Here is a 25,068-nt window from a genome sequence, read left to right on the forward strand (position 1 = left end):
CCGCAGGCTGTTTGCTGCGGGGCTTTTTCTATTGCTGGCTGGTGCCGCCGCCAGGCTGGACGGGCTGCGGCGTCCTGAGTTCACAGCGGCCGGCGCGGCAGGTGGCGCCGGGATCCGGCGTCACTTGGCAGGTGGACATCAGGCCGGCGCGCGCGTCTTCGTCGCGGCGTGCTGCCGCGTGCTGTTCGATCAGCTGTTTCAGCTTGGCGGCGTCGGCGTTGTTGTCCGACCAGGCCAGGTAGCTTTCCGGCCCGCCGCAGGCCTTGGCGCCGACACCCATGCTGTGGCATTGACTATCGCGCTCGCAGCTGTTGACGGCATTGGCGGACTGGATGCGCTGCCATAGCGCGGCACTGCCTTCGCTGCCTTGGACGGCCGGCGGCGCGCTGTTGCAGGCGGCTGCAACCAGCAGCATCAGGCCGGCGCCCGCCAGACGGAGAAAGTGGGGATAGGTTTTCATCAAGCCATGATGATCCTATGCGGCCGGCTTTACAAGCGTTCGCTCAAGCGGGCCTTGCGGGCGACGCCGTCCGCTCCGAACAGGATGACGAAGTCGGCGTACCCCGGCGGATCGCGCCGGACGGCCGACGGGTAGCGGTAGCGCCACACCTGATAGCCGCTGTCGAAGCGCTGCACGGTGGCCGGACCCAGCGCCGCGCGCATCTGTTCCATGCCGCGCAGCCCGGGGGCGACGGCGGTGTCGGCGGCGCCGGGCGGATCGTCCATGTAGTCGAATTCGAGCAGCGTATCGTCGGACCAGCCGCGGTCCCACACCGGCGCATAGTAGCTGCGGTCCAGCAGTACCTGGCAGTCGCAGTAGGGCAGGGTGTCCGGCGTTTGCGTGCCGCCCGCATACAGCCGGTCGAACGGCAGCATCTCGCTGCGCGCGCCGTCATGCAGCGTGACGCCGAACAGCGGCCGTTCGCTGAAGAACAGGTAGTTGCCGTCTGGCGCGTTGCAGACGCGGTCGGCGTCGGTGAACAGTTCGCCCAGCCAGGCAAACAGTTTGGCGTTGTTCGACAGCAGGCCGGCTTCGACGCCGACGCGGCATTCGAGCCGCAGGTCGCCCAGCCGCCGCATGCCGGCCGGTACGTTCGGGCTGCGCACCTGCGCACGCCAGGTCAGCGTGCTGGTCTTGCTGCTGGCCACCAGTGCGGCGTCCTGCTCCAGCGCCTGGGCGTTGCGCTCCAGCGTGAAGGTGTGATCGGGCGCCACCGCCACCGGCAGCGACAGCGTGTCGCCGACCACGCGCAGGGTGATGCCGTCGAGCCGCGTGGTGGGCAGGCGCGGCAGCAGCTCGAAGCGCAGCGTGGACTGCGGCGCCAGCGCGCGCTCGCGCTGGTAGCGGTCCATGCCGGCGATCATCTTGCGGTAGGACTTGTCGACCGGATCGCGGGTGGCCGTCACCGTCACCCGCTGGGGCGGCGGCTCCTGGCCGAACGCCGCGCCGCCGCACAGCGCGGCGGCCAGCAGCCCGGTGCACAACAACGCGCGCATCGTTGCTCTCCCTGTCCGAAAAACACATGGTAGAGCCGGCGCCGTTTTAATGGCGCACTGTTTTACAGGTGGTTCAAGGTCCAGTTGCCGGAAACGCCGGCGCCGGCGCTCCACGTGCCGTTGATGGTCAGCGGCGATTCGAAACTGCCGCTGAATACGGGGCCGGACACGCCGCCAGAGCTCAGCGAGAATGTTACCTGGCCGCGCGCGTCGACGCTGCCGTGGATGCTGAACTGGCCGCCGCCGCAGGCCGCATCCAGCACGCCGGCAGTGGAGATCTGCCCGGAGCAGCTGCCGCTGTACGAGCCGGAGTACGAACCGGACCACGGACCGGCGAAGCGCTCGACATTCAGGCTCTGGCGTCCGCGCTTGGCGTCCGCATAGCCTTGCAGTTCTATCGCGGCGGTGTAGGAGCTGACTTTGCCCTGCGCCGTCGTCGACGTGCTGCTGTAATTTTCCTTGACGACGCGGCGTGTGACGCTGTCCCGCCAAATGGTGGACTCAGTCGCCGTCTTGTTTCCGCTCGCATAGCTGGTGCTCGCGCTGGAGACAACCTTGAGCGTCTTGAAGGTGCCTGCGGCAACCGTCAGCGTTTCCTCGGCGACGACTTCGCCGTGTCGCGTGCCTGCGGTGGGATAGGTGCTGGGCGTGCATCCCGCCGAGTAGGTCGGAGCGGGCGCCAGCGCCGTGGTCCAGCTGACGCCGACGGCGAGGTCTTTCAGGCTGGTGGCGGTGGGGGATGCGTACGTCGTGGTGCAGGCGCCGTTGATGAGGCTGCTTGTGCTGCCGTCGGCCCTGAGTATGCTCGTGGCGCGCCGTATATAGGCATCGTCGTTGGTGCTGGTCTCCGACCATGTGCCGTCGCCGTTGACGGACGTCGGGATGTCGACATACCACAGCAGCGGCGCCGGCGGCGCGGTGTTGCCCGGCGAAGTGTTCACATAGACTTCCTTGTAGGAATAGAAGTCGCCCATGGCGGGCTGAAGATCGACCTTGGGCGTGGCGTCCGGCGCTGGCATGGACGGACCGGCGGTTCCGGCGGAGCCGCCGCCGCAAGCGGAAAGCAAGCCGGCAATGCCGGCGATCAGTAGGGGAGTGCGGATGAGTAGCATGGCGTCCTTTTTCAAGAGGGCGCCATAGTATAGGGATTGCGGCAAGTTGTCTAGTTTGCAACCTGGCCGTCGATCCAGCGTATCAGGTCGCGGCCGAGCACGCGGGTGCGCGCGGTGTCGACCTGGCGTTTCTTGTAGGCGTCGTGGCTGGCCGGGCCGGTCAGGCTGCGCTGGTAGCTGGCCTCGTCCATCAGTTGGATCTCATACTCGAAGAAGAAGCCGACGTCGTAGTCCTGCTCCGGGCCGGCATCGAGCTGCTGCACGTGGATCATCTTGCGCACCGTGACCTGAATGCTGTTGAAGCCGCTGCCGCTGTGCGGGTTGTCGCACCGGGTCTGCGGCTGCGCCAGCTCGGCCAGTTCGGCGTCCATGGTGCGCAGCAGCTCCACCGGATAGTCTTCGCCGCTGTGCTCGAGCTGGGCGCGGTATTTGTTGAACACCTGCTTGGCCGCCTCCAGGTCCAGCAGCGTGTTGCGGGTGCGCTCGGCATCGACGTTGGTGACCGACAGCAGGTGGGCGCGCTGCAGCGTGCGCAAGGCCAGCAGGCATTCGAAGCGGGTGGCGAACACCAGCCGCACGCCGAGATGGTCGAAGATGTCGGCGGCCAGGTAGGCGGCTTTTTGCAGCAGCTTGAGCAGGATGCTGTTGCGGCCCTTGTTGTCCTTGCGGTCGTAGTGCAGCATCGGCAGGCACATTTCGCCGTCGGTCAGGTAGTGGCGCTCGCCGTCGTGCCTTATCACTTCGTCGAGCGTGCCGAACACCTGGGCGCGGATGGCGTGGAAGTGGCGCAGCTTGAGGTTGTTGTCGATGTAGAAGATGCCGTGCATGACCTTCAGCACCGCGCACGACCACATGCGCCGCGCGTCGACGTGCTGCACGCGCAGCGAGGCGTACACCAGCAAGTGCAGCGGGTCGTCCGGATGGCTGACCTCGGCCGGGATCAGCTCCGCCTGCTCGGGCGTGAGGAAGGTGCACAAGATGAAATCGACCGCCTCGCGATGGGCGCGTCGTATCAGCACCGGCGCGGCCGGCTGGTCGAGGTCGAAGCCGTATTCGCGCACGAACTGGCGGGCGTCGTGCAGATTGCGCAAGGCCAGCGCCCCCAGGTCGATCGCCGACACGCCGTTGGCGATTGCGTTGAGATAGTTCCAGTTCAGCGAGAACTTGCCGCCGCATTTGAGCGAGGCTTTGAGTTCGGACATGGCATCAGGCGGAGGCTGCGATAATTCAGTATCGCAGCCTCGTCAGGCCAGGTCAATGCTGCACCGCCGCAGGCGCAACACCGGCCGGCGGCGTCAGCGCACCACGTCGAGCTTGGTCTTGCGGCCGCCGCGATAGGTGTAGATGGTCATGGCCGCGTCGGCCAGGTCGCCGTTGGCGTCGAAGGCGATGTCGCCGGTCACGCCCCGGTAGCGTACCTTGGCCAGTTCCGGCAGGTAGCGCCGCGGGTCGGCCGAACCGGCGTTGCGCATCGCCGTGGCCAGCACCATCACGGCGTCGTAGGCGTAGGGCGCGTAGGTTTGCAAGGTCAGCTTGTAGCGCTGCTGATAGCGGGCGACGAAGTCGGCATAGCCTTTTTCCTGCGCCCCCGTGACGCCGCCGGCCACGGCGCAGGTGACGAGGTTGTCGCCCGAGGCGCCGGCCGACAGCTCGCCCAGCCGCTCGGAGCAAATGCCGTCGCCGCCCATGAAGCGGGCGTTGATGCCGAGCGACTTCATCTGCTTGAGCAGCGGCCCGGCCACCGCGTCCATGCCGCCGTAGAACACCACGTCCGGCTGGCGGCCCTTGATCTGGGTGAGGATGGCGTTGAAGTCGGTGGCGCGGTCGTTGGTGTACTGGCGGCTGACCACGTCGGCGCCGCCCGCCGCCTTGACGCCGCGGATGAACTCGTCCGCCAGGCCTTGGCCGAAGGCGGTGCGGTCGTCGATGACGGCGATGCGCTGGGCCTTGAGCGTGGTGACCGCGTAGCGGCCCAGCGCGGCGCCGACCTTGCTGTCGCTGGCCACCAGCCGGAACGCGCCCTTGAAACCCTGGTGCGTGTACTGCGGCGTGGTGGCCGATGGCGTAATCTGTGGAATGCCGGCGGCGTTGTAGATGCGCGAGGCGGGCACGGTGGTGCCGGAATTGAGGTGGCCGACCACGCCGGCCACGCCGGCGTCGACCAGCTGTTGCGCCACCGCCGTGCCCTGCTTGGGATCGCCGCCGTCGTCCTCCGCCACCAGCACCAGCTGCACCTTCTTGCCGGCGATGGTGAAGCCGGCGGCGTTCAGGTCTTCCACCGCCATGCGGGCGCCGTTCTCGGTATCCTTGCCGAGGTGAGCGCTGGGACCGGAGACCGGCGAGGCGCTGCCGATGCGGACGACCTCCTGCGCTTGCGCGCCGAGGCAGGCCAGACTGACGGGCAGCAGGATCAACAGCGGAGTGGTCAGGCGCATGCGTGGTCCTTCTCAAAAGTGATAGGTTGCAACCATTCTAATGGCATATCGCAGCCGTGCAGCGAGCGCCGGCGTTTGACTCTACAATATGCGCCAACCAAAACAACGCCGCCCGGAGTCCGCATGTCCTTCCTGATCGTGCTTGCCGCACTGATATTCCTGATGCTGGCCGCGTATCGCGGCTACAGCGTGATCCTGTTTGCTCCCGTGGCCGCGCTGGGCGCCGTGCTGCTGACCGATCCGGGCGCCGTGGCGCCGGTGTTCAGCGGCATCTTCATGGACAAGATGGTCGGCTTCATCAAGCTGTATTTCCCGGTGTTCCTGCTGGGCGCGGTGTTCGGCAAGCTGATCGAATTGTCCGGCTTCTCGGAATCCATCGTGGTCGCGGCGATCAAGTACATCGGCCGCTCGCGCGCCAACGCGGTGATCGTCACTGTCTGCGCCTTGCTGACCTACGGCGGCGTGTCGCTGTTCGTGGTGGTGTTTGCCGTGTATCCGTTCGCGGCCGAGCTTTACCGCCAGAGCAATATCCCCAAGCGCCTGATGCCGGGCGCGATCGCGCTGGGGGCGTTTTCGTTCACCATGGATTCGCTGCCGGGCACGCCGCAGATCCAGAACATCATCCCGACCACCTTCTTCAAGACCACCGGCTGGGCCGCGCCGTGGCTGGGCACCATCGGCTCGCTGTTCATCATCGTGGTCGGCCTGTCGTTCCTGGAATGGCGCCGCCGTGCGGCGATGGCCACCGGCGAAGGCTACGGCGCCAGCGTGGACAAGGACCAGCCGCGCGCCGACACCGCCGGCCTGCCGCATCCGCTGCTGTCGCTGGCGCCGCTGGTGCTGGTCGGCGTGGCCAACTTCACGCTGACCAAGCTGATCCCCGGCTGGTACGGCGAATCGTACGCGCTGACGGCGGACGCCTTGCCCGGCCTGCACGCTCCGGTCACCTTGCCGATCAAGGCGGTGGTCGGCATCTGGGCGGTGGAGGGCGCGCTGCTGCTGGGCATCCTGCTGGTGGTGGCGACCGCGTTTGGCCGCGTCCGCAGCAGGTTCGCCGAGGGCACCAAGGCCGCCGTCGGCGGCGCCCTGCTGGCGGCGATGAACACCGCTTCGGAATACGGCTTCGGCGGCGTCATCGCTTCGCTGCCGGGCTTCCTGATGGTCAGCGACGCGCTGCGCAGCGTGCCCAATCCGCTGGTCAACGCGGCGGTGTCGGTCAGCTCGCTGGCCGGCATCACCGGCTCGGCCTCGGGCGGCATGAGCATCGCGCTGGCGGCGATGTCGGACGCCTTCATCAAGGGGGCGCAGGCGGCCAACATCCCGCTGGACGTGCTGCACCGGGTGGTGGCGATGGCCAGCGGCGGCATGGACACCTTGCCGCACAACGGCGCCGTGATCACGCTGCTGGCCGTCACCGGCCTGACGCACCGCGAATCCTACAAGGAGATTTTCGCCATCACGCTGATCAAAACAACGGCGGTGTTCTTTGTGATCGCGGTCTACTATCTGACCGGGCTGGTGTAAGCGGCTGCGGATATTGCCGCTGGCAGCTGGCGCAGAAAAAGCTGCGGCGGTGGGTCTTGCCCAGGTGTCCCTTGTGAAAGGGGAGGTCGCAGCGCGGACAGATTTTTTTCGTGTGCGCCAGCCAGTGCTGCTTCAGCACATAGGCTTTCTTCCATGCGAGGAAATCGAAACTGTATACGCGCGCCTGCGCCACCAGTTCGCGCAGCTTGGCGGCGGGCAGCGCGCCCACCGTCGACAGCGGATGCACGCGGATGCGGAACAGCACCTCGTTCTTGATGATGTTGCCGACGCCGGCGAAGATGGCCTGGTCCAGCAGCGCATCGCACACCAGCGTGTCCGGCGCCGCGCGCAGCTTGGCCAGCGCCAGCTTCGGATCCCAGGCATCGTTCATCACGTCGCCGCGCCAGTCGTACTCGCTGTCCAGGTCCTGCGCCACCGGCTTGACCGAGCAGGCGTAGAAATTCAACTCCTCGCCGTCGTCGAAGCCCAGGCTCAGGCGCGGCGCCGTCTCCTTGCGCTCGTTGATGCGGTAGCTGCCGAACATCATCAGATGGATGCGCAGCGCCAGATCAGGCAACTGGATCAGGAAATGCTTGCCCCAGGTACGCAGCGCCACGATCGGCTGGCCTTCCAGCGCGGCGTAGTCGACCGCCTTGCTGTTGCCGCTGGCGCGCACGATGGTGCGGCCTTCGAAGCCGGCGGCCTGTTCGCGCAGTATCACTATCGATGGACCTTCTGGCATGACGGCCTCCGGCGTATTGTGTGGATTTCATTGTGCGCTGCGGCAGCGGTGTCTACCGTGCGCTGCACCACCATGGGGCGAGTACGGTTGTCGCTTTATGTTGATTGCCGGTTAGTTGATTTCATGTCAGTATTGCCGGGCAGTTTAAAAATAATTATGGAGACTTGATTTGAAAAACACCATGCTCATTTGTTCGCTGATAGCAGCCGCCACCGCGCAGGCAGCCAGCGGGCCGGAGTTCGATGCCAAGCGTTTGTCGCAAGATGTCAAAGTGCTGTCGTCGGATGAATACGAGGGCCGCGGCCCGAATACGGCCGGCGAAACCAAAACCGTCAACTACCTCATCGAGCAGTTCAAGGCCGCCGGCCTGCAACCGGGCGGCGATTTGCTCAAAGGCCAGAAGACCCAGCGCAGCTGGACCCAGGACGTACCGCTGGGCCGCTTCGAGATCAAGGGCCCGGTCAAGCTGACCGTCAGCGACGGCAACACCAGCCAGGAACTGAAGCAGGGCGATGACATGGCCGTGCGCGCCGCGATGAACGGCAGCAGGCACGTCGACTTCCGCAACGCGCCGCTGGTGTTCGTCGGCTACGGCGTCAACGCGCCCGAGCGCAAGTGGGACGACTTCAAGGGCTTCGACCTGAAGGGCAAGCTGGCGGTGGTGCTGATCAACGATCCCGACTTCGAGACCGGCGTCGGCGACTTCGGCGGCAAGGCCATGACCTACTACGGCCGCTGGACCTACAAGTACGAGGAGATGGCGCGCCGCGGCGCGCTGGGCACCATCATCGTCCACGAAACCGCGCCGGCTTCCTACGGCTGGCCGACGGTCAAGAACTCCAACACCAACGTCATGTACGACATCGTCCGCAAGCAGCCGGGCATGGCGCACGCGCCGATGGAGGCGTGGATACAGCGCGACCTCGCGGTCGACCTGTTCAAGCGCGGCGGCCAGGATTTCGAGGCGCTGAAGAAGCTGGCGCAAACCCGCAACTTCAAGCCGGTGCAGCTGAAGGCCGTGACCCTGTCGGCCAGCTATGCGGTCGACGCGCAGACCATCGTGTCGAAGAACGTCGCCGGCCGCATCGTCGGCGCCAGCCAGCCCGGCCAGACCGTGATGTACAGCGCGCACTGGGACCACCTGGGCATCGGCCAGCCGGACGCCAAGGGCGACAAGATCTACAACGGCGCGGTCGACAACGCCACCGGCATCGCCGCGCTGCTGGAACTGGCGCGCGCCTACGGCAAGGCGCCGGCACCGGCACGCAGCGTGCTGTTCCTGGCGGTCACCGCAGAAGAGAAGGGCTTGCTCGGCTCCGAGTACTACGCCGCCAATCCACTGTATCCGCTGGCCGAAACGGCCGGCATGATCAATATGGATGCGCTGAGCCCGTACGGCCCGGCGCGCAACTTCACCATCTCCGGCAGCGCCAAGCTCGATCTGCTGGACCAGCTGGTGGCCAAGGCCAAGCAGTTCGACCTGGCCTACGCGCCCGATCCGAAACCGGAAGCGGGCCACTTCTTCCGTTCCGACCACTTCCCGCTGGCCAAGCGCGGCGTGCCGGCGATCTCCTTCGGCTCCGGCGACGACTGGGTCGACGGCGGCCTGGCGGCCGGCCGCAAGGCGGAAGAGGACTACAACAGCAACAACTACCACCAGCCGTCCGACGAGTGGAGCGCGCAATGGCCGTTCACCGGCATGGCGCACGACCTCGGCATGCTGTACTCGCTGGGCCGCGACCTGGCTGAATCGAAGGACTGGCCGAACTGGGCGGCGGACGCCGAGTTCCGCGCCGTGCGTGACGCAAGCTCGTCGCGCCGCACCAGGTAAAAGCTTTTGCTATTTGCTTAAAAAGCAATAGAATGAGACGCGCCCGCTGTAAAGCCGGCGCGTCTTTTTTTTGCAGGTTCACTATCAAGGAGCTACGCGCATGACTATGTCTCTTCGCCGCACCATCCTGGCGGCATCCATTGCACTGTTATCAGCCGGCGCCCCGCATGCCGCCGACATCGCCATCCCCGACATCCCGTACACCAAGTTCGTGCTGAAGAACGGCCTGACGGTGCTGGTGCACGAGGACCACAAGACGCCGGTGGTCGCGATCAACACCTGGTACCACGTCGGTTCCAAGAACGAGAAGGCCGGCAAGACCGGCTTCGCCCACCTGTTCGAACACCTGATGTTCAGCGGCAGCGAAAACTTCGACAAGGTCTACCTGCCGGCGATGGAGCGCATCGGCGCCAACAACCTGAACGGCACCACCAACCAGGACCGCACCAACTATTTCGAGAACGTGCCGACCTCGATGCTGGACTATGCGCTGTTCGCCGAGAGCGACCGCATGGGCCACCTGCTCGGCGTGCTGGACCAGAAGAAGCTGGACCTGCAGCGCGGCGTGGTGCAGAACGAAAAACGCCAGGGCGAGAACCAGCCGTACGGCGTGGCGTATCAGCTGCTGACGGAAAACACCTGGCCGGCCGGCCACCCATATTCGTGGACGGTGATCGGTTCGATGAAGGACCTGGACGCGGCCTCGATGAGCGACGTGCAGGAATGGTTCAAGACCAACTACGGCCCGAACAACACGACGCTGGTGATCGCCGGCGACATCACGCCCGAGCAGGCACGCGAGAAGGTCGAGAAATACTACGGCGAGATTCCGCCCGGCCCGCCGCTGGCGAAGCATGAGGCGTGGATCGCCAAGCGCACCGGCACCCATCGCGGCACCGTGCAGGACCGCGTACCGCAGGCGCGCATCTACCGCGTGTGGAACGTGCCCGGTTCGAGCACCGCCACCGAACCGCTGCTGGACCTGGGCGCCTACGTGCTGGGCGGCGGCAAGACTTCGCGCCTGTACAAGCGCCTGGTCTACAAGGACCAGCTGGCCACCACCGCGACCGCCAGCAACGATTCATCGGAGATCGCCGGCCAGTTCGACCTGACCTTGACCGCGCGCCCAGGCGCCGACGTGGCGAAGATGGAACGCGGCGCCGACGAGGAATTGCGCGCGCTGATGAAGTCCGGCCCCAGCGCGGCCGAGCTGGAAATCGCCAAGACCGCGATCCTGGCGCGCTTCACCCGCATCGTCGAGCGCGTGGGCGGCTTCGGCGGCAAGAGCGACCTGCTGGCGTCCTGCACCACCTACACCGGCAATCCCGATTGCTACAAGGATTACCTGAAGGCGATCAAGGCGGCCACGCCGGCGCAGATCAAGCAGGCCATGAACGAGTGGCTGGCCGACGGCGACTATGTGCTGGAAGTGCAGCCGTTCCCGGCCAACCTGGCCGCCAACGGCAAGCTGGACCGCAGCAAGGAACCGGCGCTGGGCAAGCCGGAATCGCTGAACCTGCCGCCGATGCAAAAGGCCACGCTGTCGAACGGCCTGAAAGTGGTGCTGGCCGAGCGCCATGCCGCGCCCATCGTCAACCTGTCGATGATGGTCGATGCCGGCTATGCCTCCGATTCGCAGGACCTGCCCGGTCTGGCCGGCCTATCGCTGCGCATGCTGGAGGAGGGCACGCCGACCCGCGGCGCGCTGAAGATTAGCGAGGAGTTCGAATCGCTGGGCGCCAACTTCAGCAGCTACAGCAACCTGGACGGCGCCTTTGTCCAGCTCAACGCGCTGAAGGCCACGCTGCCGAAGGCGCTGGACGTGTATGCCGACGTGCTGCTGCATCCGGCTTACGCGCAGAACGAGCTGGACCGTCTGAAGAAGGACCAGCTGGCGGCGATCCAGCGCGAGAAATCCAACCCGCAATCGATGGCGCTGCGCGTGATGCCGGCGCTGATCTACGGCAAGGGCCACGCCTACGCGCTGCCGCTGACCGGCTCCGGCACCGAGGCGGCCGTGGCCCGCATCGGCCGCGGCGACCTGGTCAAGTATCACCAGACCTGGTTCAAGCCGAACAACGCCACGCTGCTGGTGGTGGGCGACACCACGCTGGCGGAGATCACACCTTTGCTGGAGAAGGCTTTCGGCGGCTGGAAGGCCGGCGACGTGCCGAAGAAAAACGTGGCGCAGGTGGCGCCGCCGGACAAGCCGGTGGTCTACCTGATGGACAAGCCGGGCGCGCTGCAAAGCGTGATCTACGGCGTCCAGCTGGCGCCGCCGCGCAACGCGCCGGACGCGGTGCAGCTGCAGGTGGTCAACAACATCTTCGGCGGCGTGTTCAGCTCGCGCATCAATATGAACCTGCGCGAAGACAAGCACTGGTCGTACGGCGTGCGCAGCAGCCTGCCGGCGGCGGTGGGCCAGCGCCTGTACCTCAGCAGCTCGCCGGTGCAGACCGACAAGACGCGCGAAGCGCTGCAGGAGCTGGTGAAGGAATATGGCGGCATCGCCGGCGCCCGGCCGATCACGGCCGACGAGGTGGTCAACGCGCAGACCAACGAAACGCTGAACCTGCCGGGTTCGTTTGAAACCGCGGGCCAGCTGGCCGGCGCCTACAGCGCGATCGTGCAGTACAAGCTGCCGGAAAACTACTACAACACCTTCACCCAGACGGTGTTGTCGATGACGCCAGAGCAGGCCAACGCGCTGGCCGCGCGCACCATCGTGCCGGGCAAGCTGACCTGGATGGTGGTGGGCGACCTGAGCAAGGTGGAAGCCGGCGTGCGCGAACTCAACCTCGGCGAAGTGCGCAAGATCGACGCCGACGGCAATCCGGTGCCGTAAGCGCGGATCGCAGCGCCTGTCACCGCCCTGGCCTACAGGGCGGTGATGAAACGGCTGAAGACGCCTTGTTTGACCACCACGCCGTCGCGGATGCTGAGCCGGGAATTGCCGTCCAGGATGGCACGGTAGGCTTGTTCGGCCCGGGCCACCCGTTCCGGCGCGGGCATGGCCAGCATCGCGGTGTAACCGACGACTTTGCCGTCCTTTAACAACGGCGCGGCGCTCGCTTCGACCCAGTAGTAGTCACCGTTCTTGCGGCGGTTCTTGAGCATGCCGGTCCAGGTGCGGTCGTGCCTGATGGCGCGCCACAGATCCGCAAACGCGACGGCCGGCATGTCCGGATGGCGCACGATGTTGTGCGGCGCGCCCAGCAGTTCTTCCTCGGAAAAACCGCTGACGCGGACGAAGTCGCTGTTGACAAAGGTGATATATCCCCGCAGGTCGGTTCTCGACCCCAGGTTTTCCGTCTCCCGCAGCAGGTATTGGGCGCCGGTGACGGGCAGGTTGCTACGCATGACTTTTCTCCAACCGCCTACAGGGACTTCGCGGTACGGCCCGGGGCGGCGACCAGCTGCCGCTGTCCGGCGTCGCCGGCCTCGAAGCGCGCCACCACCCGCGCCAGTCCGGCCGACTGCAGGCGCAGGGTGGCGGCGGCGTCGCTGGCCTGTTCGACCATCGCGGCGTTTTTGCGCGTCATCGCGTCCATCGCCGCGATCGCCTGGTTGAGCTCCTCGATGCCGGCGCTCTGTTCGCGGCCGGCCGCCGTGATCTCGCCCACCAGCAGCGCCACCTTGCGCACCGACGCCACCATGTCGGCGATGGTGGCGCCGGCGGCGTCGACCAGGGTGCCGCCGGCGTCGATCTGCGCCACCGACGCGGTGATCAGCGCGCGGATTTCCGTGGCGGCGCCGGCCGAGCGCTGGGCCAGGTTGCGCACCTCGGCCGCGACCACCGCGAAACCGCGCCCGCCCTCGCCGGCGCGGGCCGCCTCGACCGCCGCGTTCAGCGCCAGGATGTTGGTCTGGAACGCGATGCTGTTGATCACGCCGATGATGTCGACGATTTTGTTCGAGCCGCTGCGGATCGCCCCCATCGTCGCCACCACCTGGCCGACCACCTGGCCGCCGCGCTGCGCGGCGTCGGCGGCGGCCGCGCCCAGGGTGTTGGCCAGCGCGGCGTTGTGGGCGTTCTGGCGCACGGTCTCGGTCAGCACCTGCATCGACGCCGCCGTCTGCCGCAGCGAACCGGCCTGCGATTCGGTGCGCGTCGACAGCTCGGCGTTGCCGTCGGCGATGTCGTCGACCGCCAGCGAGATGGCCGCGCTGCCGCGCTTGATCTGTCCGAGCGCGTCGGCCAGGTTGGCCTGCATGATCTTGAGCGCGGCGATCAGTTTGCCGGCCTCGTCGTTGCCGCCGGCGGCGATGACGGCGGTCAGGTCGCCGCTGGCGATGGTGTCGGCGATGCGGTTGGCGTGGCGCAGCGGCACGGTGATGGTGCGCGTGATGTGGAGCGCCAGGCAGGCGCCGGCGGCGATGGTCAGCAGGCCGGTCACCAGCATGGCGGCGCGCGTGAGCCGGTAGCTGTCGCGGAACGCGGTATGGGTGTCGTGCATGGCGTCCTGCTCGGCGGTGGTCAGGCTTTCCAGCGCGGCCATCCAGCGCAGATGCAGCGGCGCGTAGCCGCCCTTGAGGCGGGCCGCGGCGTCGAAGTAGTTGCCGTCGGCGACCAGCCGGCGGATCTCGGCGATGGCCGGCGTCACGGCGGCGCGGCTGGCGGTGACGGCGCGGATGACGGTGGCGTCGCCGCCGCCGTGGCGCAGCGCGGTTTCGGAGCTGGCATAGCGGGCCAGGGCGGCGTCGAGCTGGACGGCGGCGCGCTCGCCCTCGGAGGCGTCGGTGGGGGCGGCCACCTGGCGCAGCGCCAGCGCGATGGCGGCGCCGGCCTCGCGCATCTCCAGCGCCTGGCGCAGGCCGCCGACGCGCTCGGTGACGATGTGCTCGGCGTCGGCGTTGAGCGCGCTGATGCGCCACAGGCCGAGCGCCAGCAGCGCGCTGGCCAGCAGCAGCACCAGGCCGAAGCCGAGCGCCAGCCGGGCGCCGATGCTGCCTTTGGACAGGGAAAGAGAGACCATGGAATGCTCCTCAGCCGCCGCGCGGCGTTATGCGATCAGAACCGACACACCGGTCTCGTGCAACGACAGGCTGATGGTCTCGGCCGGGGCGCGCGGCCGCGCCATGCGCGGACAGACCACGAACAGTTCGCCGATCTCGGTATCGATGGTGTATTCGTAGATGCCGCCCAGGTAGGTCGACTTGACGACGGTGCCGGCCAGCGGGTGCTCGCCGCGGTCGCCGACCTGCCAGGCCTCCGGCCGCACCGCCACCTTCACCGGGCCCGGCGCGCCGGGCGCAGGCTGCCGCCGCGCCGGCAGCGCCAGCGGACCGAGCCAGACGCTGCTGTCGCTGCGCGCCTGCGCCGGCAGCAGCAGCGCCTCGCCCATGAAGCCGGCCACGAATTCGCTGTTGGGCCGCTCGTACAGGTCGGCCGGCGTGCCGGCCTGGGCGATCATGCCGTCGCGCATGACGATGATCTGGTCCGACACCGCCAGCGCCTCGCTCTGGTCGTGGGTCACGTACGCCACCGTCAGCTTGAGGCGTTGCTGCAGCGCGCGGATCTCGTCGCGCATCTGGCGCCGCAGGCGGGCGTCGAGGTTGGACAGCGGTTCGTCGAACAGCAGCACGGCCGGCTCGAGCACCAGCGCCCGCGCCAGCGCCACGCGCTGCTGCTGGCCGCCGGACAGCTCGCCCGGCCAGCGCGCGCCGAAGCCGCCCAGGCCGACCGTGGCCAGCGCGGCCTCGGCGCGCCGCGCCGCCTCGTCGCGGCCGACGCCGGCCACCGTCAGGCCGTAGCGCACGTTGTCGAGGATGGTCATGTGCGGAAACAGCGCATAGCTCTGGAACACCAGGCTGACGTTGCGCTGCGCCGCCGACAGCGTGGTGACGTCGACGCCGTCGATGAGGATGGCGCCGCTGCTGGGGCTTTCCAGCCCGGCGATCATGCGCAGCGTGGTGGTCTTGCCGCAGCCGGAAGGGCCCAGCAGCGTGGTCAGCGTGCCCTGCGGCACGCAGAAGTCGATGCCCTTGACGGCCAACTGGCCCTGGTCGGTGTAGCGCTTGGTGATGCCTTTGAATTCGATGCCGTTTTTCATGGTGTACTCCGTAAGGGTGGGGCGGGGGCGGCGCTCAGGCGCGCGCCGCCTGCGGGGCGATGGCGCGGCGGCCCAGCTTGCGCTCGCCCACCAGCAGCTGGATCAGGCCGATGGCGGCCAGCATCAGCAGCGTCAGCACGGTGCAGTAGGCCAGCGCGACGCCGTAGTCGCCGTTGCCGACGCGGCCGATGATGAAGGTGGTGGCCAGCTCGTGTTCCGCGCTGACCAGGAAGATCACCGACGACACGGTGGTCATGGCGCGCACGAAGGAATACACCAGCGAGGCCACCAGCGCCGGCCGCAGCAGCGGCAGGATCACCCGCCGCAGCGACGTCAGCGTCGAGGCGCCCAGCATCGAGGAGGCTTCGTCGAGGCTGGCGTCGATCTGCTTGAAGGCGGCCGCGCCGGCGCGTATGCTGACCGGCAGGTTGCGGAAGATGAAGCACAGCATGATGATCAGGCCGCTGCCGGTCAGCTCGAACGGCGGCACGTTGAAGCGCATCACGTAGGCCACGCCCAGCACCGTGCCGGGGATGGCGAAGGCCAGCATGGCCGAGAATTCGAACGTGTCGCGGCCGCGGAACTTGACGCGGGCGATCAGGTAGGCGATCAGCAGGCCGACCATCGCGGTCAGCGGCGCGGCGCCGCCGGCCAGCCGCAGCGTGGTCCACAGCGAGTCCCAGGCGGCGCCGGTCAGCACCGGGCCATGTTCCCAGGCCAGGCCGAAGGCGGTGCCGAAATGCTGCAGCGTCAGGCTGTAGTCGCGGCCCCAGGTGCGGATGAAGCCGCCGGCGAAGGCAAACAGGTAGATCACGATGGTCAGCGCCAGCCACGGCAGCGCCAGGCCCATGGCCAGCCTGCGCACGGGGGCGGGCAGCCGCGGCGGGATGCCGTTGTCGCCCTTGCCCGACATGCTGGTGTAGCTGCCCTTGCCCAGCACGCGGCGCTGCAGCGCGAACACGCCCAGCGCGAAGCCGGTCAGGATCAGCGCCAGCGCGGCCGCCTTGCCCTGGTCCAGCTGGGCGCCGACGATGGCGAAGAAGATCTCGGTCGACAGCACGGCGAAGTTGCCGCCGACGACGATCGGGTTGCCGAAGTCGGCCATCGATTCGATGAAGCCGACCAGGAAGGCGTTGGTCAGGCCCGGCAGCAGCAGCGGCAGCGTGATGCTGAGGAAGGCCTTCATTGGCGCCGCGCGCAGGGTCTGCGCCGCCTCTTCCAGCGTCGGCGCGACCGCCTGCACCACGCTGCGCATCATCAGATAGGCGATCGGGGTGAAGGCCACCATCTGCGCCAGCCACACCCCTTTGGCGCTGTAGAACCAGCGCGACGGCTCGATGCCGAACAGCTGCTGCAAGGCCTCGTTGACCAGGCCGGCGCGGCCGAACAGCAGGATCAGGCCCAGGCCGACCACGAACGGCGGCGTGACGATGGGCAGCGTGGCCAGCATCTGCGCCAGCGGCCGGGCGCGCACCAGCGCGCGCTCGGTCAGCAAGGCCAGCAGCGCGCCCAGCACGGTGGTGCCTGCCGCGGTGGCCAGCGCCAGGAACAGCGTGTTCCACGCCACGCCGCAGGCGCGGCCGGCGCCCAGGCAGCCCAGGCCCCAGATGCGGGTGTTGAAGATGCGCTCGGCCGCCATCGGCAGGTTCAGCGCGCCGTCCTCGCCGAACAGCGCGCCCGCCAGCATGGTCAGCACCGGCAGCGCGATGAACAGCATCAGCAGCGCGGCGCAGAACAGCACGGCGCAGGCGACGAAGACGTCGCCGCGGAAGTAGCCCAGCCGCGCCACGCCGTTGGCCAGCAGCATGACCAGCGCCACCAGCAGCACCAGCGCGCCCCAGCCGAAACCGGCCTGTCCGGCCGCCGGCGGCAGCGCGGCGCTGACGGCGGCCGGCAGGGTCCAGCCGCCGGCGCCGACCAGGAAGCCGCCGGCCAGCAGCACCAGCAGGCCGAGCGTGGCGGCGGCGGCCAGGCCCATGCCCTGGCGCCGGCGGTTGTTGCCGCGCAGGGCCAGCGCGCACAACGCCAGCGCCGCCAGCGGCGCCCACAGCCAGGCGCGCTGGTAGCGCGCGGCCTGGTACCAGGCGCTGGCGGTGTCGGCCTGCCCGGCCATGTGGCCGGCGTCGCGCAGCCAGTCGAAGCCGTCGGGCAGCGCGTACCACGGCAGCAGCAGCGCCGCGCACAGCGCCAGCCAGATCCAGGCGCCGGCGCCGGCGCGTAAGAGTGTTTTCTTGTTCATGTCTATCTTCCGGGCGTGTCGCAGCGCGCGCCGGCTGTCGAGGCCGGCGCGGGACACGCAAAGGGTGGAACCAGGCGGGCCGCCGGCGGCGGCCGCTCGCTAGTTGGCGTTGACTTCCTTTTCCCAGCGCTCAAGCAGACGCTTGCGCTCGGAAGCCTTGCCGTATTTCTCGAAGTCGTAGTTGATCAGCTTGATGCGCTTGATGTCCGGCACGCGTGGATCGACCTTGGCGTCCTTGTTGGACGGCAGCTGGAACTGCTTGGCCGCCGCGCCCAGCTCCTGCGCCGGGGCGGTCAGCGCCCAGTCGTAGAACTTCTTGGCGTTGGCCAGGTTGCGCGCGCCCTTGACGATCGACATCGAACCGATCTCGTAGCCGGTGCCCTCGCACGGCGTGACCGACTTGACCGGGAAGCCCTGCAACACCTCGCCCGGCACGTCGTGCACAAAGCTGATCGAGATGGTGTTTTCGCCGTGCGACACATTCTTCAGCGGCCCGGTGCCCGAGCGCGGATACTGGCTGATGTTCTTGTGCAGGCCCTTCAGGTATTCAAACGCCTTTTCCTCGCCGGTCAGCTGCACCAGCGTGGCGATGACCAGGTAGGCGGTCCCGGACGAGTTCGGGTTGGCCATCTGGATCTCGCCCTTGTAGCGCGGATCGACCAGGTCGGCCCAGCACAGCGGCGCCTTGAGTTTCTTCTTGGCCAGCAGCTCGGTGTTGTAGGCGAAGCCGAGCGGACCGGAATAGATGCCGACCGTCTTGTAGCCGGCCTGCTTGGCCTGCGCCGCCGCCCACTCGCGCAGCAGGTTGATGTTGGGCGACTGGTAGCCCAGCGTCAGGTCCTTCTCGGCCGCCTGCAGGTGCGGGTCGCCGGTGCCGCCGAACCAGAGGTCGGTCTTCGGGTTGGCCGCCTCGGCGGTCAGCTGGGCCAGCGCCTCGCCGGCGCCTTTTTGCACCATGTTGACCTTGATGCCGGTGGTACGGGAAAAGGTGGTCTGCACCAGGTTGCACCATTCGGCCTGGACGCCGCAAATCACGTTGATCGTGCCCTGGTCGGCCGCCATGGCGGGCGCGGCCAGGAAGGCCAGCGCGCAGGCGGCCGGCCATCGATGGATAGTCATGTTGTCTCCTGTGGCGGGGTTAGAAGGCGTAGCGCAGGCCGATGCCCGAGCCGGTGGCCTTGGCGCCGGCGGCCGGGCCGACGCCGCCCGAGTCGAAGTCGTACTTGCCGCGCGCCTTGTTGCGCACCTGGGTGACGAAGGCCTCGAGCATCATCTGCTTGTTGAAGTTGTAGTTGTAGGTCAGCGCCCAGTTGCTGGCGCCGGTGTCGGCGCCGTTGCAGGCCGCGCCGCTGGCCAGGCTGCAGCGGATGTCGCTGCCCTGGCCGTAGCCGCCGTACACGGCGTGCTTGCCGAAGTTGTGCTTGGCGCCCAGCACCCAGCCGGTTTTCTTCAGGCTGGTCTTGGCGGCGCCGGTGGCGTTGGCGTCGGTGAATTCCATGCGGTCGTAGCCGAGCGCGAGGGTGGTGTCGGCGCTCAGCGCGTAGCGCAGGCCGAAGCGGAAGTCGCGGTCGCGGGTGCTGTGGTCGGTCGAGGCGTTCAGCGTGCCCTTGTCGTTGCGCTGCTCCTGCGACAGGCGCAGGTCGAACGGGCCGTTGACGTACTGCAGGCCCAGGCTGTAGCTCTTGTCGTCGAGGGCGACGCCGTTGGCGGTGCTGGCCGCGCTCTTGTTCTCGTTGGCGCTGAAGTAGGCGCGCGCCGACAGGCCGGCAAAGCGCGCCGATTCAAACGCCAGCACATTGTCCAGGCGGATGTTGAACGGCGTGGCCAGGCCGGTCTGGCCGCTGGCGCCCGACAGCATGCCCTGGTCGTCCTGCAGGCCGGCGCCCATCGGCGAGAAGTCGGCGGTGCCGCTGTTCCAGCGCGCGGCCGCCGTCATGCGGCCCAGCTTGAAGGTGCCGACGTTGTCGATCGCCAGGCCGACAAAACTGTCCTTGGCGTTGCCGAACATGCCGGCGCTGGTGTTGCCGCTGGCGTTGTCGACGTTGATGCCGGTGGTGTACTGGGCCAGGCCGGTCATGCCGTCGCCCAGCGGCATCGAGGCCTTGACGCCCAGCTCCGAGCTGACGTTGCTGAGGCGGTACCTGGCCGGCTTGTCCTGGGTCGGAGTGGTGCTGCCGCTGGTTTCGACCCGCTCGAACTGGGCGTCGGCGATGCCGTACACGGTGGTGGTGGACTGGGCCTGGGCGCCGGCGCTGACGGCCAGTGCGGCGATGGCCGCGCACACGGCGGCCTTGGTGTTCTGGTGCATGGTGTCTCCTTCGTGCGACGCTTGCAGCGCCGCGTTTTTTTATGTGCCGGTCGCTCGCCAGGGCTGGAATGCGGCTGCCGGATGAACATCGGGGGACCGGTTTGGGATCCCGATGTGGCGCAGTCTAGTTCGCTTTTTTCGGAAATCCTAATCGCCGGACCCCGAAAATCCCCGCTTTCTTGCACCCGCCTTTCACGTCCCTTTCAGTTTGCTTTCAAGCGGGCGGCCGCCGCGCCATTTTGTGGCGCACCCGGGCATTCGCCTGTATAAAGGGATATCCCCGAAACTCAGCGCTACCGACCATGCATTTACTTCTCGTAGAAGACGACGCCGACATGTCCGCCGCGCTGCTGCGCGCGCTGGAGCGGCGCGGCTTCGCCGTCACGCCCTGCTATGACGGCACCACCGCGCTGCGCCTGATCCGCGACGGCAACAACGACCTGGTGATCCTCGACCTGAGCCTGCCCGGCCTCGACGGCCTGCACATCCTGCAGCGCATCCGCGACCAGGGCATCGCCACCCCGGTCATCGTGCTGACGGCGCGCGGCGCGGTGGGCGACCGGGTCGCCGGGCTGAACGCCGGCGCCGACGATTACCTGGCCAAGCCGTTCGACCTGGAGGAGCTGGACGCCCGCATCCGCGCGCTGCTGCGGCGCAAAAGCGGCGCCGACGAAAGCCTGCAGAAATGCGGCCACCTGCGCTACGAGCGCAGCACCGGCGCGTTCTATGTCCACGACGAGGCGCTGGAACTGTCGCCGCGCGAGCAGCTGCTGCTGCGCGCGCTGATGGCGCGGCCGGGTCACGCGGTGACCAAGGAACGGCTGGGGCAGCTGGTGTTCCCCGGCCAGGAGGACGCCAAGCTGGAGGTGATCGAGGTGATCATCCACCGGCTGCGCAAGAAGCTCACCGCCACCAATACCGAGATCATGACCTTGCGCGGCCTCGGTTATCTGCTGCGCCCGCAGGGCGGCGCGGCCAAGCCATGAGGCAGGCGCTGCGGCGCCTGCTGCCGGCCCATTCGCTGCGCCGCTATCTGCTGCTGGGCATCCTCGGCCCGCTGGCGCTGTACATCGTGTTCGGCTCGATCAGCCTGTACTACAACGCGCTCAACGCCGTCAATTCCGCTTATGACCGCATGCTGGTGACCACCGCGTACTCGGTCGGCGACCAGATCCGGGTGGAGCAGCAGCAGATGCATGTGAGCGTGTCCTTCGCCACGCTGGAAGTGTACGAGGCCGGCTTTTCGACCCGCATGATGTACAAGGTCAGCGACCTGCGCGGCCGCGTCATCGCCGGCGATCTCGACCTGCCGTCGTACGCGCCGGGCGCGCAGGGACGGCCGGGGCCGCATCCGGCGCCGACGCTGCTGAAGGTGTACGAGGGCATGTACGGCACGGCGCCGGTGCGCATCGCGGCGATTTTCCAGCCCGTCAATTCCGGCCTGCCCAACGACGGCGCCGTGATCCAGATCGCCGAGCCGCTGTCGTTCCGCGAATCGGCGGTGCAGGCCATCCTGTGGGGCACCGTCTGGCGCCAGCTGCTGCTGCTGGCGTTCGTGGCGGGCTTGACGATGCTGGTGGTGATGCGCGCGCTGCGTCCGCTCGAGTCGCTGCGGCTGCAGCTCGAGCAGCGCCGGGAAGAGGACTTGTCGCCGCTGAGCGCCCCGCGCGCGCCGTTCGAGCTGCAGTCGGTGGTGGCCGCGCTGAACCAGCTGATGGGCCGGCTGCGCAACCTGCTCGAGGTGCAGCAGAAGTTCGTCGCCAACGCCTCGCATCAGCTGCGCACGCCGCTGGCGGTGCTCAAGGTGCAGCTGCAGTCCGGACTGCGCGGCGATGCGCCGGCCGAAGTCATCATCCGTGAAATGGTGGGCACCGTCGAGCGCGCCACCAACCTGGCCAACCAGTTGCTGTCGCTGGCCAAGGTGGGGCAGATGCGCGGCCGGGGCGGACACGAGTCCTGCAACCTGGCGGCCGTTGCGCGCGAGGTGACGGTGGCGCTGTCGCCGCTGATCTCCGACAAGGGACTGAACTTCGAACTGGACGCCGCCGAGGAGCTGCGCGTCGACGCCAACCGCTGGATGCTGGGCGAGCTGCTGTCCAACCTGCTCGACAACGCCATCCGCCACACCCCGAGCGGCGGGGCGCTGGGCATCCGCATCGGCACCGACGCCGGCCGCACCATGGTCTGCGTGTGGGACAGCGGTCCCGGCCTGGCGGAAGGCGCCGACGTCCACCGCTTCGAGCCGTTCGGCTCGTCGCAGGCCAGCAGCGGTTTCGGCCTGGGCCTGGCGATCTGCGCCGAGATCGCCGAGGTGTTCGGCGCCGCCCTGACCTTGAGCAACCGCATGGCCGGGGGAGGGACGGTGGGGTTGAACGCAAATGTGGTTTTTACGTCGGATGCCGGATCGGCGCCGCCTTGATCACCCCAAAATAAGAATTTCCCTACTGTTGCCGACAGGCCACATAATCTACAATACCTGGGCAATACTCAGGCTTGGCCAAACCCTCTCCCATCCCCCGAGAGTCCCGCATGGCTCCGCCCGGCAATGCTGCCAGCACTCGTCGCCCACAACCAGCGACCATCGATATTGAACTTCAAAAAAATCAGGAGAGATAATGAAAGCAACGATTATGCTGGCCATGCTGATATCGGCCATGGGCATCGCCCGCGCGCAGGACCACGCCGCGGCGCCGCATTGGGCGTACGAAGGCCACGGCGATCCGGCGCACTGGGCCGATCTCGATCAAGCCAACTCCGCGTGCAAGCTGAGCAAGGAGCAGTCGCCGATCGATATCGAGGAGCGCAACGCCAGGAAGGCGTCGTTGAGCGCGCTGGAGTTCAACTACGCCGCCGCCGGCGCCGAGGTGATCAACAACGGCCACACGGTGCAGGTGAATCTGCCAGCCGGCAATGCGCTGAAGGCCGGCGACGACGTCGCGCAGCTGCTGCAGTTCCACTTCCACACGCCGAGCGAAGAGAAGATCAACGGCGTCAATTATCCGATGGTGGCCCATTTCGTCCACAAGAGCGCCGATGGCAAGCTGTCGGTGGTTGCCGTACTGTTCAAGGAGGGCCACGAGAACAATACCCTGGCGCCGGTGTTTGCCGCCTTGCCGGCAGAGGGACATCCGACCCGGCTGGCCAGCTTCAACCCGGCCGACGTGTTGCCCGCCAACCATGCCTACTTCAAGTTCATGGGTTCGCTGACGACGCCGCCGTGCAGCGACGGCGTGCGCTGGCAAGTACTGAAGCAGCCGGTCGAGCTGTCGCCGCAGCAGATCGCCGCTTTCCACAAGCTCTACAAGATGAACGCGCGTCCGGTGCAGCCGTTGAACGGCAGAACCGTCGAAGTCAGCGAATAAGGCGCTCCGGCAGGTCGGCGCAGGTCGCCTGGCTATTTGGCGCCGATCTGCCTGCCCAGGAAGTCTTCAATCCGCCGCCACAGGTCGATGCGGTTTTTCTGCGTCTTCCAGTCGTCTACGGTGGACGTGTATTCCAGCCATTCGGCCTGCGGGTTGCCGGCCTTGAGCGCCTTGTAGAAGGCCAGACCGGTATCGTACTTGACCGCCTCGTCGTCGGTGCCGTAGGCCAGCAGCAACGGCCGCTTGATGTCCTTCAGCCTGGCGTCGTCCGGATTGTCCTGATAGGTGGTCAGGCCGGACCAGCTGATGCCGCACCGGAAGATGTCCGGATCCCTCAACAAGCCCATCATGGCGGCATAGCCGCCGTAGCCGGTGCCGGCGATGCACACCCGTGCCGGATCGGTGTGGCCCTCGGCCACCGCCCATTTGACGGCGTCGGCGATGTCGTCCTGCACCGCGCGCCCGGCCTGCTTGACGCCCGCCAGGATGTGCGCGCGGCCGAAGCCGTCGACGCCGCGCGGTTCCGGCTGCAGCACCGCGTAGCCGCGCGAGGCCAGGAACTGCACCTCGGCGTTCCACTGCCAGATGCCGCTACGGTGGCCCGGCCGGGCGCCGACCAGCACCACGGTCGGCAGGTTTTTCTGCGCACCGGCGTTCGGCAAGGTCAGGAAAACCGGAATCCGCAGGCCGTCGCGCGCCTTGTAACGCACCATCGACATGTGGGCCATCTTGTCGGTGTCGATGTCGGGCGTGGTTTCGCCGAGCAAGGTTTGGTGTTTGGTTTCGGTGTTGTAGAGGATGTAGGCGTGGTTCTGGATGTCCGAATAGGTGTCGATCACCACATACGGCGTTTCGCTGCTGCGGCCGTGCGAGATGTTGTTGACCATGCCGGGCAGCAGCTGGTCGACCTCCTGCTGGACCGCCTTCATCCACGGGTCGAACCAGACGGTGGCATCGGCATCGGTGGTGAAGCGAAAGCCCAGCATTTTCTTGTCGCTGACGATGAAGTAGCCGTCGGTGTCGAAGCCTGGCGCGCTGATCAGCGGCTGGGGCACGATGGCATTCGTGGCCAGATCGTAACGGTAGACGGCGGCCTCGTCCAGGCCGTTGCGGGAGCGGACGTAGACGGCGCCATCGAGGTACAGCAGCGGATTGAAGCTGGACTCGGCCTTCTGTTCCCGGCTGTCGATCTGGCGCCAGTCGTCCCGGTCCAGGTAGTAGGTGTTGACGCGGTCGCCGCGCAGGGCGGTGGCGATGCGGGTGTTGCCGTCGACATCGAGCAGCCAGCCGTAGGTGCCGCGCGGGGCCCGCATCGGGAAGGTGCGGCCGTTGACGGTGCTGAGGCGCTTCAGCGTATGCTCGCCGTCCCGGACTTCGACCACCACCATTTCATCGCCTTTCGTTGGCGGGAAGCCGTGGACGGTGATTTCCGATTGGTAGCGGTGGTCGACCAGGTCGCTTTCGGAGAACGAGCGCTTGCGCACGATGGTCTGCGACAGGAAGCTGCGGTTCTTGCCGTCGCGGTCGACCGAATACAGGCCGGGCTTGCCGTCGTCGCCGCCGTGGTCGACGTTGACCAGCGAGAACGCCAGGCGCTGGTCGCTGAGCCAGTAAAATATGTCGATGTCGGCGTTGGTGAAGTTGGCGATCGCCTTGGATTTGCTGGCCGCCACGTCGACCACCGTCAGCATCGTGCGGCCTTGCGGCGACAGCTTGCGCACGGCGACAAAGCGGCCGTTGGGCGAGAGTGCCGCGCCGGTGGTGGCGGACTTCTTGAAGAAGGTGGCGATCGGGATCGGCGTCGGAGCCTCGGCTGCGGCGGCGGCCAGCGGCAGGGCGGCGCACGCGATCAGCGCCAGGGTTCGCAAGAGGGCTTTCATGTGCACCATGGTTGTCTTTTTGAAAATATCCACGATAGCGCAGATCGATGCGCTTGCCTATGTTTTTTCGGAGATGGGGTATCCT

At 67.4% G+C, this 25,068-nt stretch carries 19 protein-coding genes; 6 read left to right on the forward strand and 13 right to left on the reverse strand.

Annotated elements, in window-relative coordinates:
• Nucleotides 1–28: 28 nt before the first annotated feature.
• The 5 genes from ACSQ3S_RS05020 to ACSQ3S_RS05040 all read right to left on the reverse strand — a co-directional run bounded on the left by ACSQ3S_RS05020 (nucleotide 29) and on the right by ACSQ3S_RS05040 (nucleotide 5,044).
• Nucleotides 29–460: a hypothetical protein gene (locus ACSQ3S_RS05020; RefSeq protein WP_436141741.1), complete on the reverse strand. Its 432-nt coding sequence runs from the start codon at nucleotides 458–460 to the stop codon at nucleotides 29–31.
• A 29-nt stretch (nucleotides 461–489) separates the two neighbouring features.
• Nucleotides 490–1,497 carry a hypothetical protein gene (locus tag ACSQ3S_RS05025; RefSeq protein WP_436141742.1) on the reverse strand — a complete coding sequence of 336 codons (1,008 nt, stop codon included), beginning with the start codon at nucleotides 1,495–1,497 and terminating at the stop codon, nucleotides 490–492.
• 62 nt (nucleotides 1,498–1,559) lie between these two features.
• The gene (locus ACSQ3S_RS05030; RefSeq protein WP_436141743.1) at nucleotides 1,560–2,609 is read right to left on the reverse strand and encodes a hypothetical protein; all 1,050 of its coding nucleotides are present in this window, start codon (nucleotides 2,607–2,609) and stop codon (nucleotides 1,560–1,562) included.
• A 50-nt stretch (nucleotides 2,610–2,659) separates the two neighbouring features.
• Nucleotides 2,660–3,811 (reverse strand): TIGR04552 family protein, encoded by a 1,152-nt coding sequence (locus tag ACSQ3S_RS05035; RefSeq protein WP_176655460.1) that lies wholly within the window; start codon nucleotides 3,809–3,811, stop codon nucleotides 2,660–2,662.
• A gap of 93 nt (nucleotides 3,812–3,904) precedes the next feature.
• Nucleotides 3,905–5,044: a branched-chain amino acid ABC transporter substrate-binding protein gene (locus ACSQ3S_RS05040; RefSeq protein WP_436141744.1), complete on the reverse strand. Its 1,140-nt coding sequence runs from the start codon at nucleotides 5,042–5,044 to the stop codon at nucleotides 3,905–3,907.
• 123 nt (nucleotides 5,045–5,167) lie between these two features.
• Between ACSQ3S_RS05040 and ACSQ3S_RS05045 the strand changes: the two genes are divergently transcribed.
• Nucleotides 5,168–6,568: a GntP family permease gene (locus ACSQ3S_RS05045; RefSeq protein ID WP_353404174.1), complete on the forward strand. Its 1,401-nt coding sequence runs from the start codon at nucleotides 5,168–5,170 to the stop codon at nucleotides 6,566–6,568.
• Here the strand turns inward: ACSQ3S_RS05045 and ACSQ3S_RS05050 are convergent.
• Nucleotides 6,510–7,310 carry a DNA-formamidopyrimidine glycosylase family protein gene (locus ACSQ3S_RS05050; protein WP_436141745.1) on the reverse strand — a complete coding sequence of 267 codons (801 nt, stop codon included), beginning with the start codon at nucleotides 7,308–7,310 and terminating at the stop codon, nucleotides 6,510–6,512. The genes ACSQ3S_RS05045 and ACSQ3S_RS05050 overlap by 59 nt on opposite strands.
• A 181-nt stretch (nucleotides 7,311–7,491) precedes the next feature.
• On the opposite strand from ACSQ3S_RS05050, the gene ACSQ3S_RS05055 reads away from it, so the two are divergent.
• Together ACSQ3S_RS05055 and ACSQ3S_RS05060 are read left to right on the forward strand one after the other, a co-directional pair.
• Entirely contained in the window at nucleotides 7,492–9,141 is a 1,650-nt protein-coding gene (locus ACSQ3S_RS05055; RefSeq protein ID WP_176655524.1) for a M28 family metallopeptidase, read from the forward strand.
• 100 nt (nucleotides 9,142–9,241) lie between these two features.
• Nucleotides 9,242–11,986: a M16 family metallopeptidase gene (locus ACSQ3S_RS05060; protein WP_436141746.1), complete on the forward strand. Its 2,745-nt coding sequence runs from the start codon at nucleotides 9,242–9,244 to the stop codon at nucleotides 11,984–11,986.
• A gap of 32 nt (nucleotides 11,987–12,018) precedes the next feature.
• Here the strand turns inward: ACSQ3S_RS05060 and ACSQ3S_RS05065 are convergent, their stop codons facing one another.
• From ACSQ3S_RS05065 to ACSQ3S_RS05090, 6 genes are all read right to left on the reverse strand, one after another.
• Nucleotides 12,019–12,501, reverse strand: a complete 483-nt coding sequence (locus ACSQ3S_RS05065; RefSeq protein ID WP_436141747.1) for a PAS domain-containing protein — start codon at nucleotides 12,499–12,501, stop codon at nucleotides 12,019–12,021.
• Between the two features lie 17 nt (nucleotides 12,502–12,518).
• A complete protein-coding gene (locus ACSQ3S_RS05070; protein ID WP_436141748.1) occupies nucleotides 12,519–14,117 on the reverse strand; it encodes a methyl-accepting chemotaxis protein in 1,599 nt (532 codons plus the stop codon).
• 27 nt (nucleotides 14,118–14,144) lie between these two features.
• A complete protein-coding gene (locus ACSQ3S_RS05075; RefSeq protein ID WP_436141749.1) occupies nucleotides 14,145–15,194 on the reverse strand; it encodes an ABC transporter ATP-binding protein in 1,050 nt (349 codons plus the stop codon).
• Between the two features lie 34 nt (nucleotides 15,195–15,228).
• Nucleotides 15,229–17,433, reverse strand: coding sequence for an ABC transporter permease (locus ACSQ3S_RS05080; RefSeq protein WP_436141750.1), 2,205 nt, complete (start codon nucleotides 17,431–17,433; stop codon nucleotides 15,229–15,231).
• Nucleotides 17,434–17,532: 99 nt separating this feature from the next.
• Nucleotides 17,533–18,552 (reverse strand): ABC transporter substrate-binding protein, encoded by a 1,020-nt coding sequence (locus ACSQ3S_RS05085; RefSeq protein WP_176655469.1) that lies wholly within the window; start codon nucleotides 18,550–18,552, stop codon nucleotides 17,533–17,535.
• A gap of 19 nt (nucleotides 18,553–18,571) precedes the next feature.
• A complete protein-coding gene (locus ACSQ3S_RS05090; protein ID WP_436141751.1) occupies nucleotides 18,572–19,741 on the reverse strand; it encodes a porin in 1,170 nt (389 codons plus the stop codon).
• A gap of 302 nt (nucleotides 19,742–20,043) precedes the next feature.
• Between ACSQ3S_RS05090 and ACSQ3S_RS05095 the strand changes: the two genes are divergently transcribed.
• From ACSQ3S_RS05095 to ACSQ3S_RS05105, 3 genes are all read left to right on the forward strand, one after another.
• Nucleotides 20,044–20,727: a response regulator gene (locus ACSQ3S_RS05095; RefSeq protein WP_353404183.1), complete on the forward strand. Its 684-nt coding sequence runs from the start codon at nucleotides 20,044–20,046 to the stop codon at nucleotides 20,725–20,727.
• Nucleotides 20,724–22,160 carry a sensor histidine kinase gene (locus ACSQ3S_RS05100; protein WP_436141752.1) on the forward strand — a complete coding sequence of 479 codons (1,437 nt, stop codon included), beginning with the start codon at nucleotides 20,724–20,726 and terminating at the stop codon, nucleotides 22,158–22,160. Before ACSQ3S_RS05095 ends, ACSQ3S_RS05100 begins: the two co-directional genes overlap by 4 nt.
• 196 nt (nucleotides 22,161–22,356) lie before the next feature.
• A complete protein-coding gene (locus tag ACSQ3S_RS05105; protein WP_436141753.1) occupies nucleotides 22,357–23,103 on the forward strand; it encodes a carbonic anhydrase in 747 nt (248 codons plus the stop codon).
• Nucleotides 23,104–23,135: 32 nt separating this feature from the next.
• On the opposite strand, the gene ACSQ3S_RS05110 is transcribed toward ACSQ3S_RS05105, so the two are convergent.
• A complete protein-coding gene (locus ACSQ3S_RS05110; protein WP_436141754.1) occupies nucleotides 23,136–24,992 on the reverse strand; it encodes an alpha/beta hydrolase family protein in 1,857 nt (618 codons plus the stop codon).
• Nucleotides 24,993–25,068: the final 76 nt, after the last annotated feature.

Origin of the sequence: Duganella sp. LjRoot269, assembly GCF_964254095.1 — a bacterium.
Taxonomy (GTDB): Bacteria; Pseudomonadota; Gammaproteobacteria; order Burkholderiales; family Burkholderiaceae_D; genus Rugamonas; species Rugamonas hordei.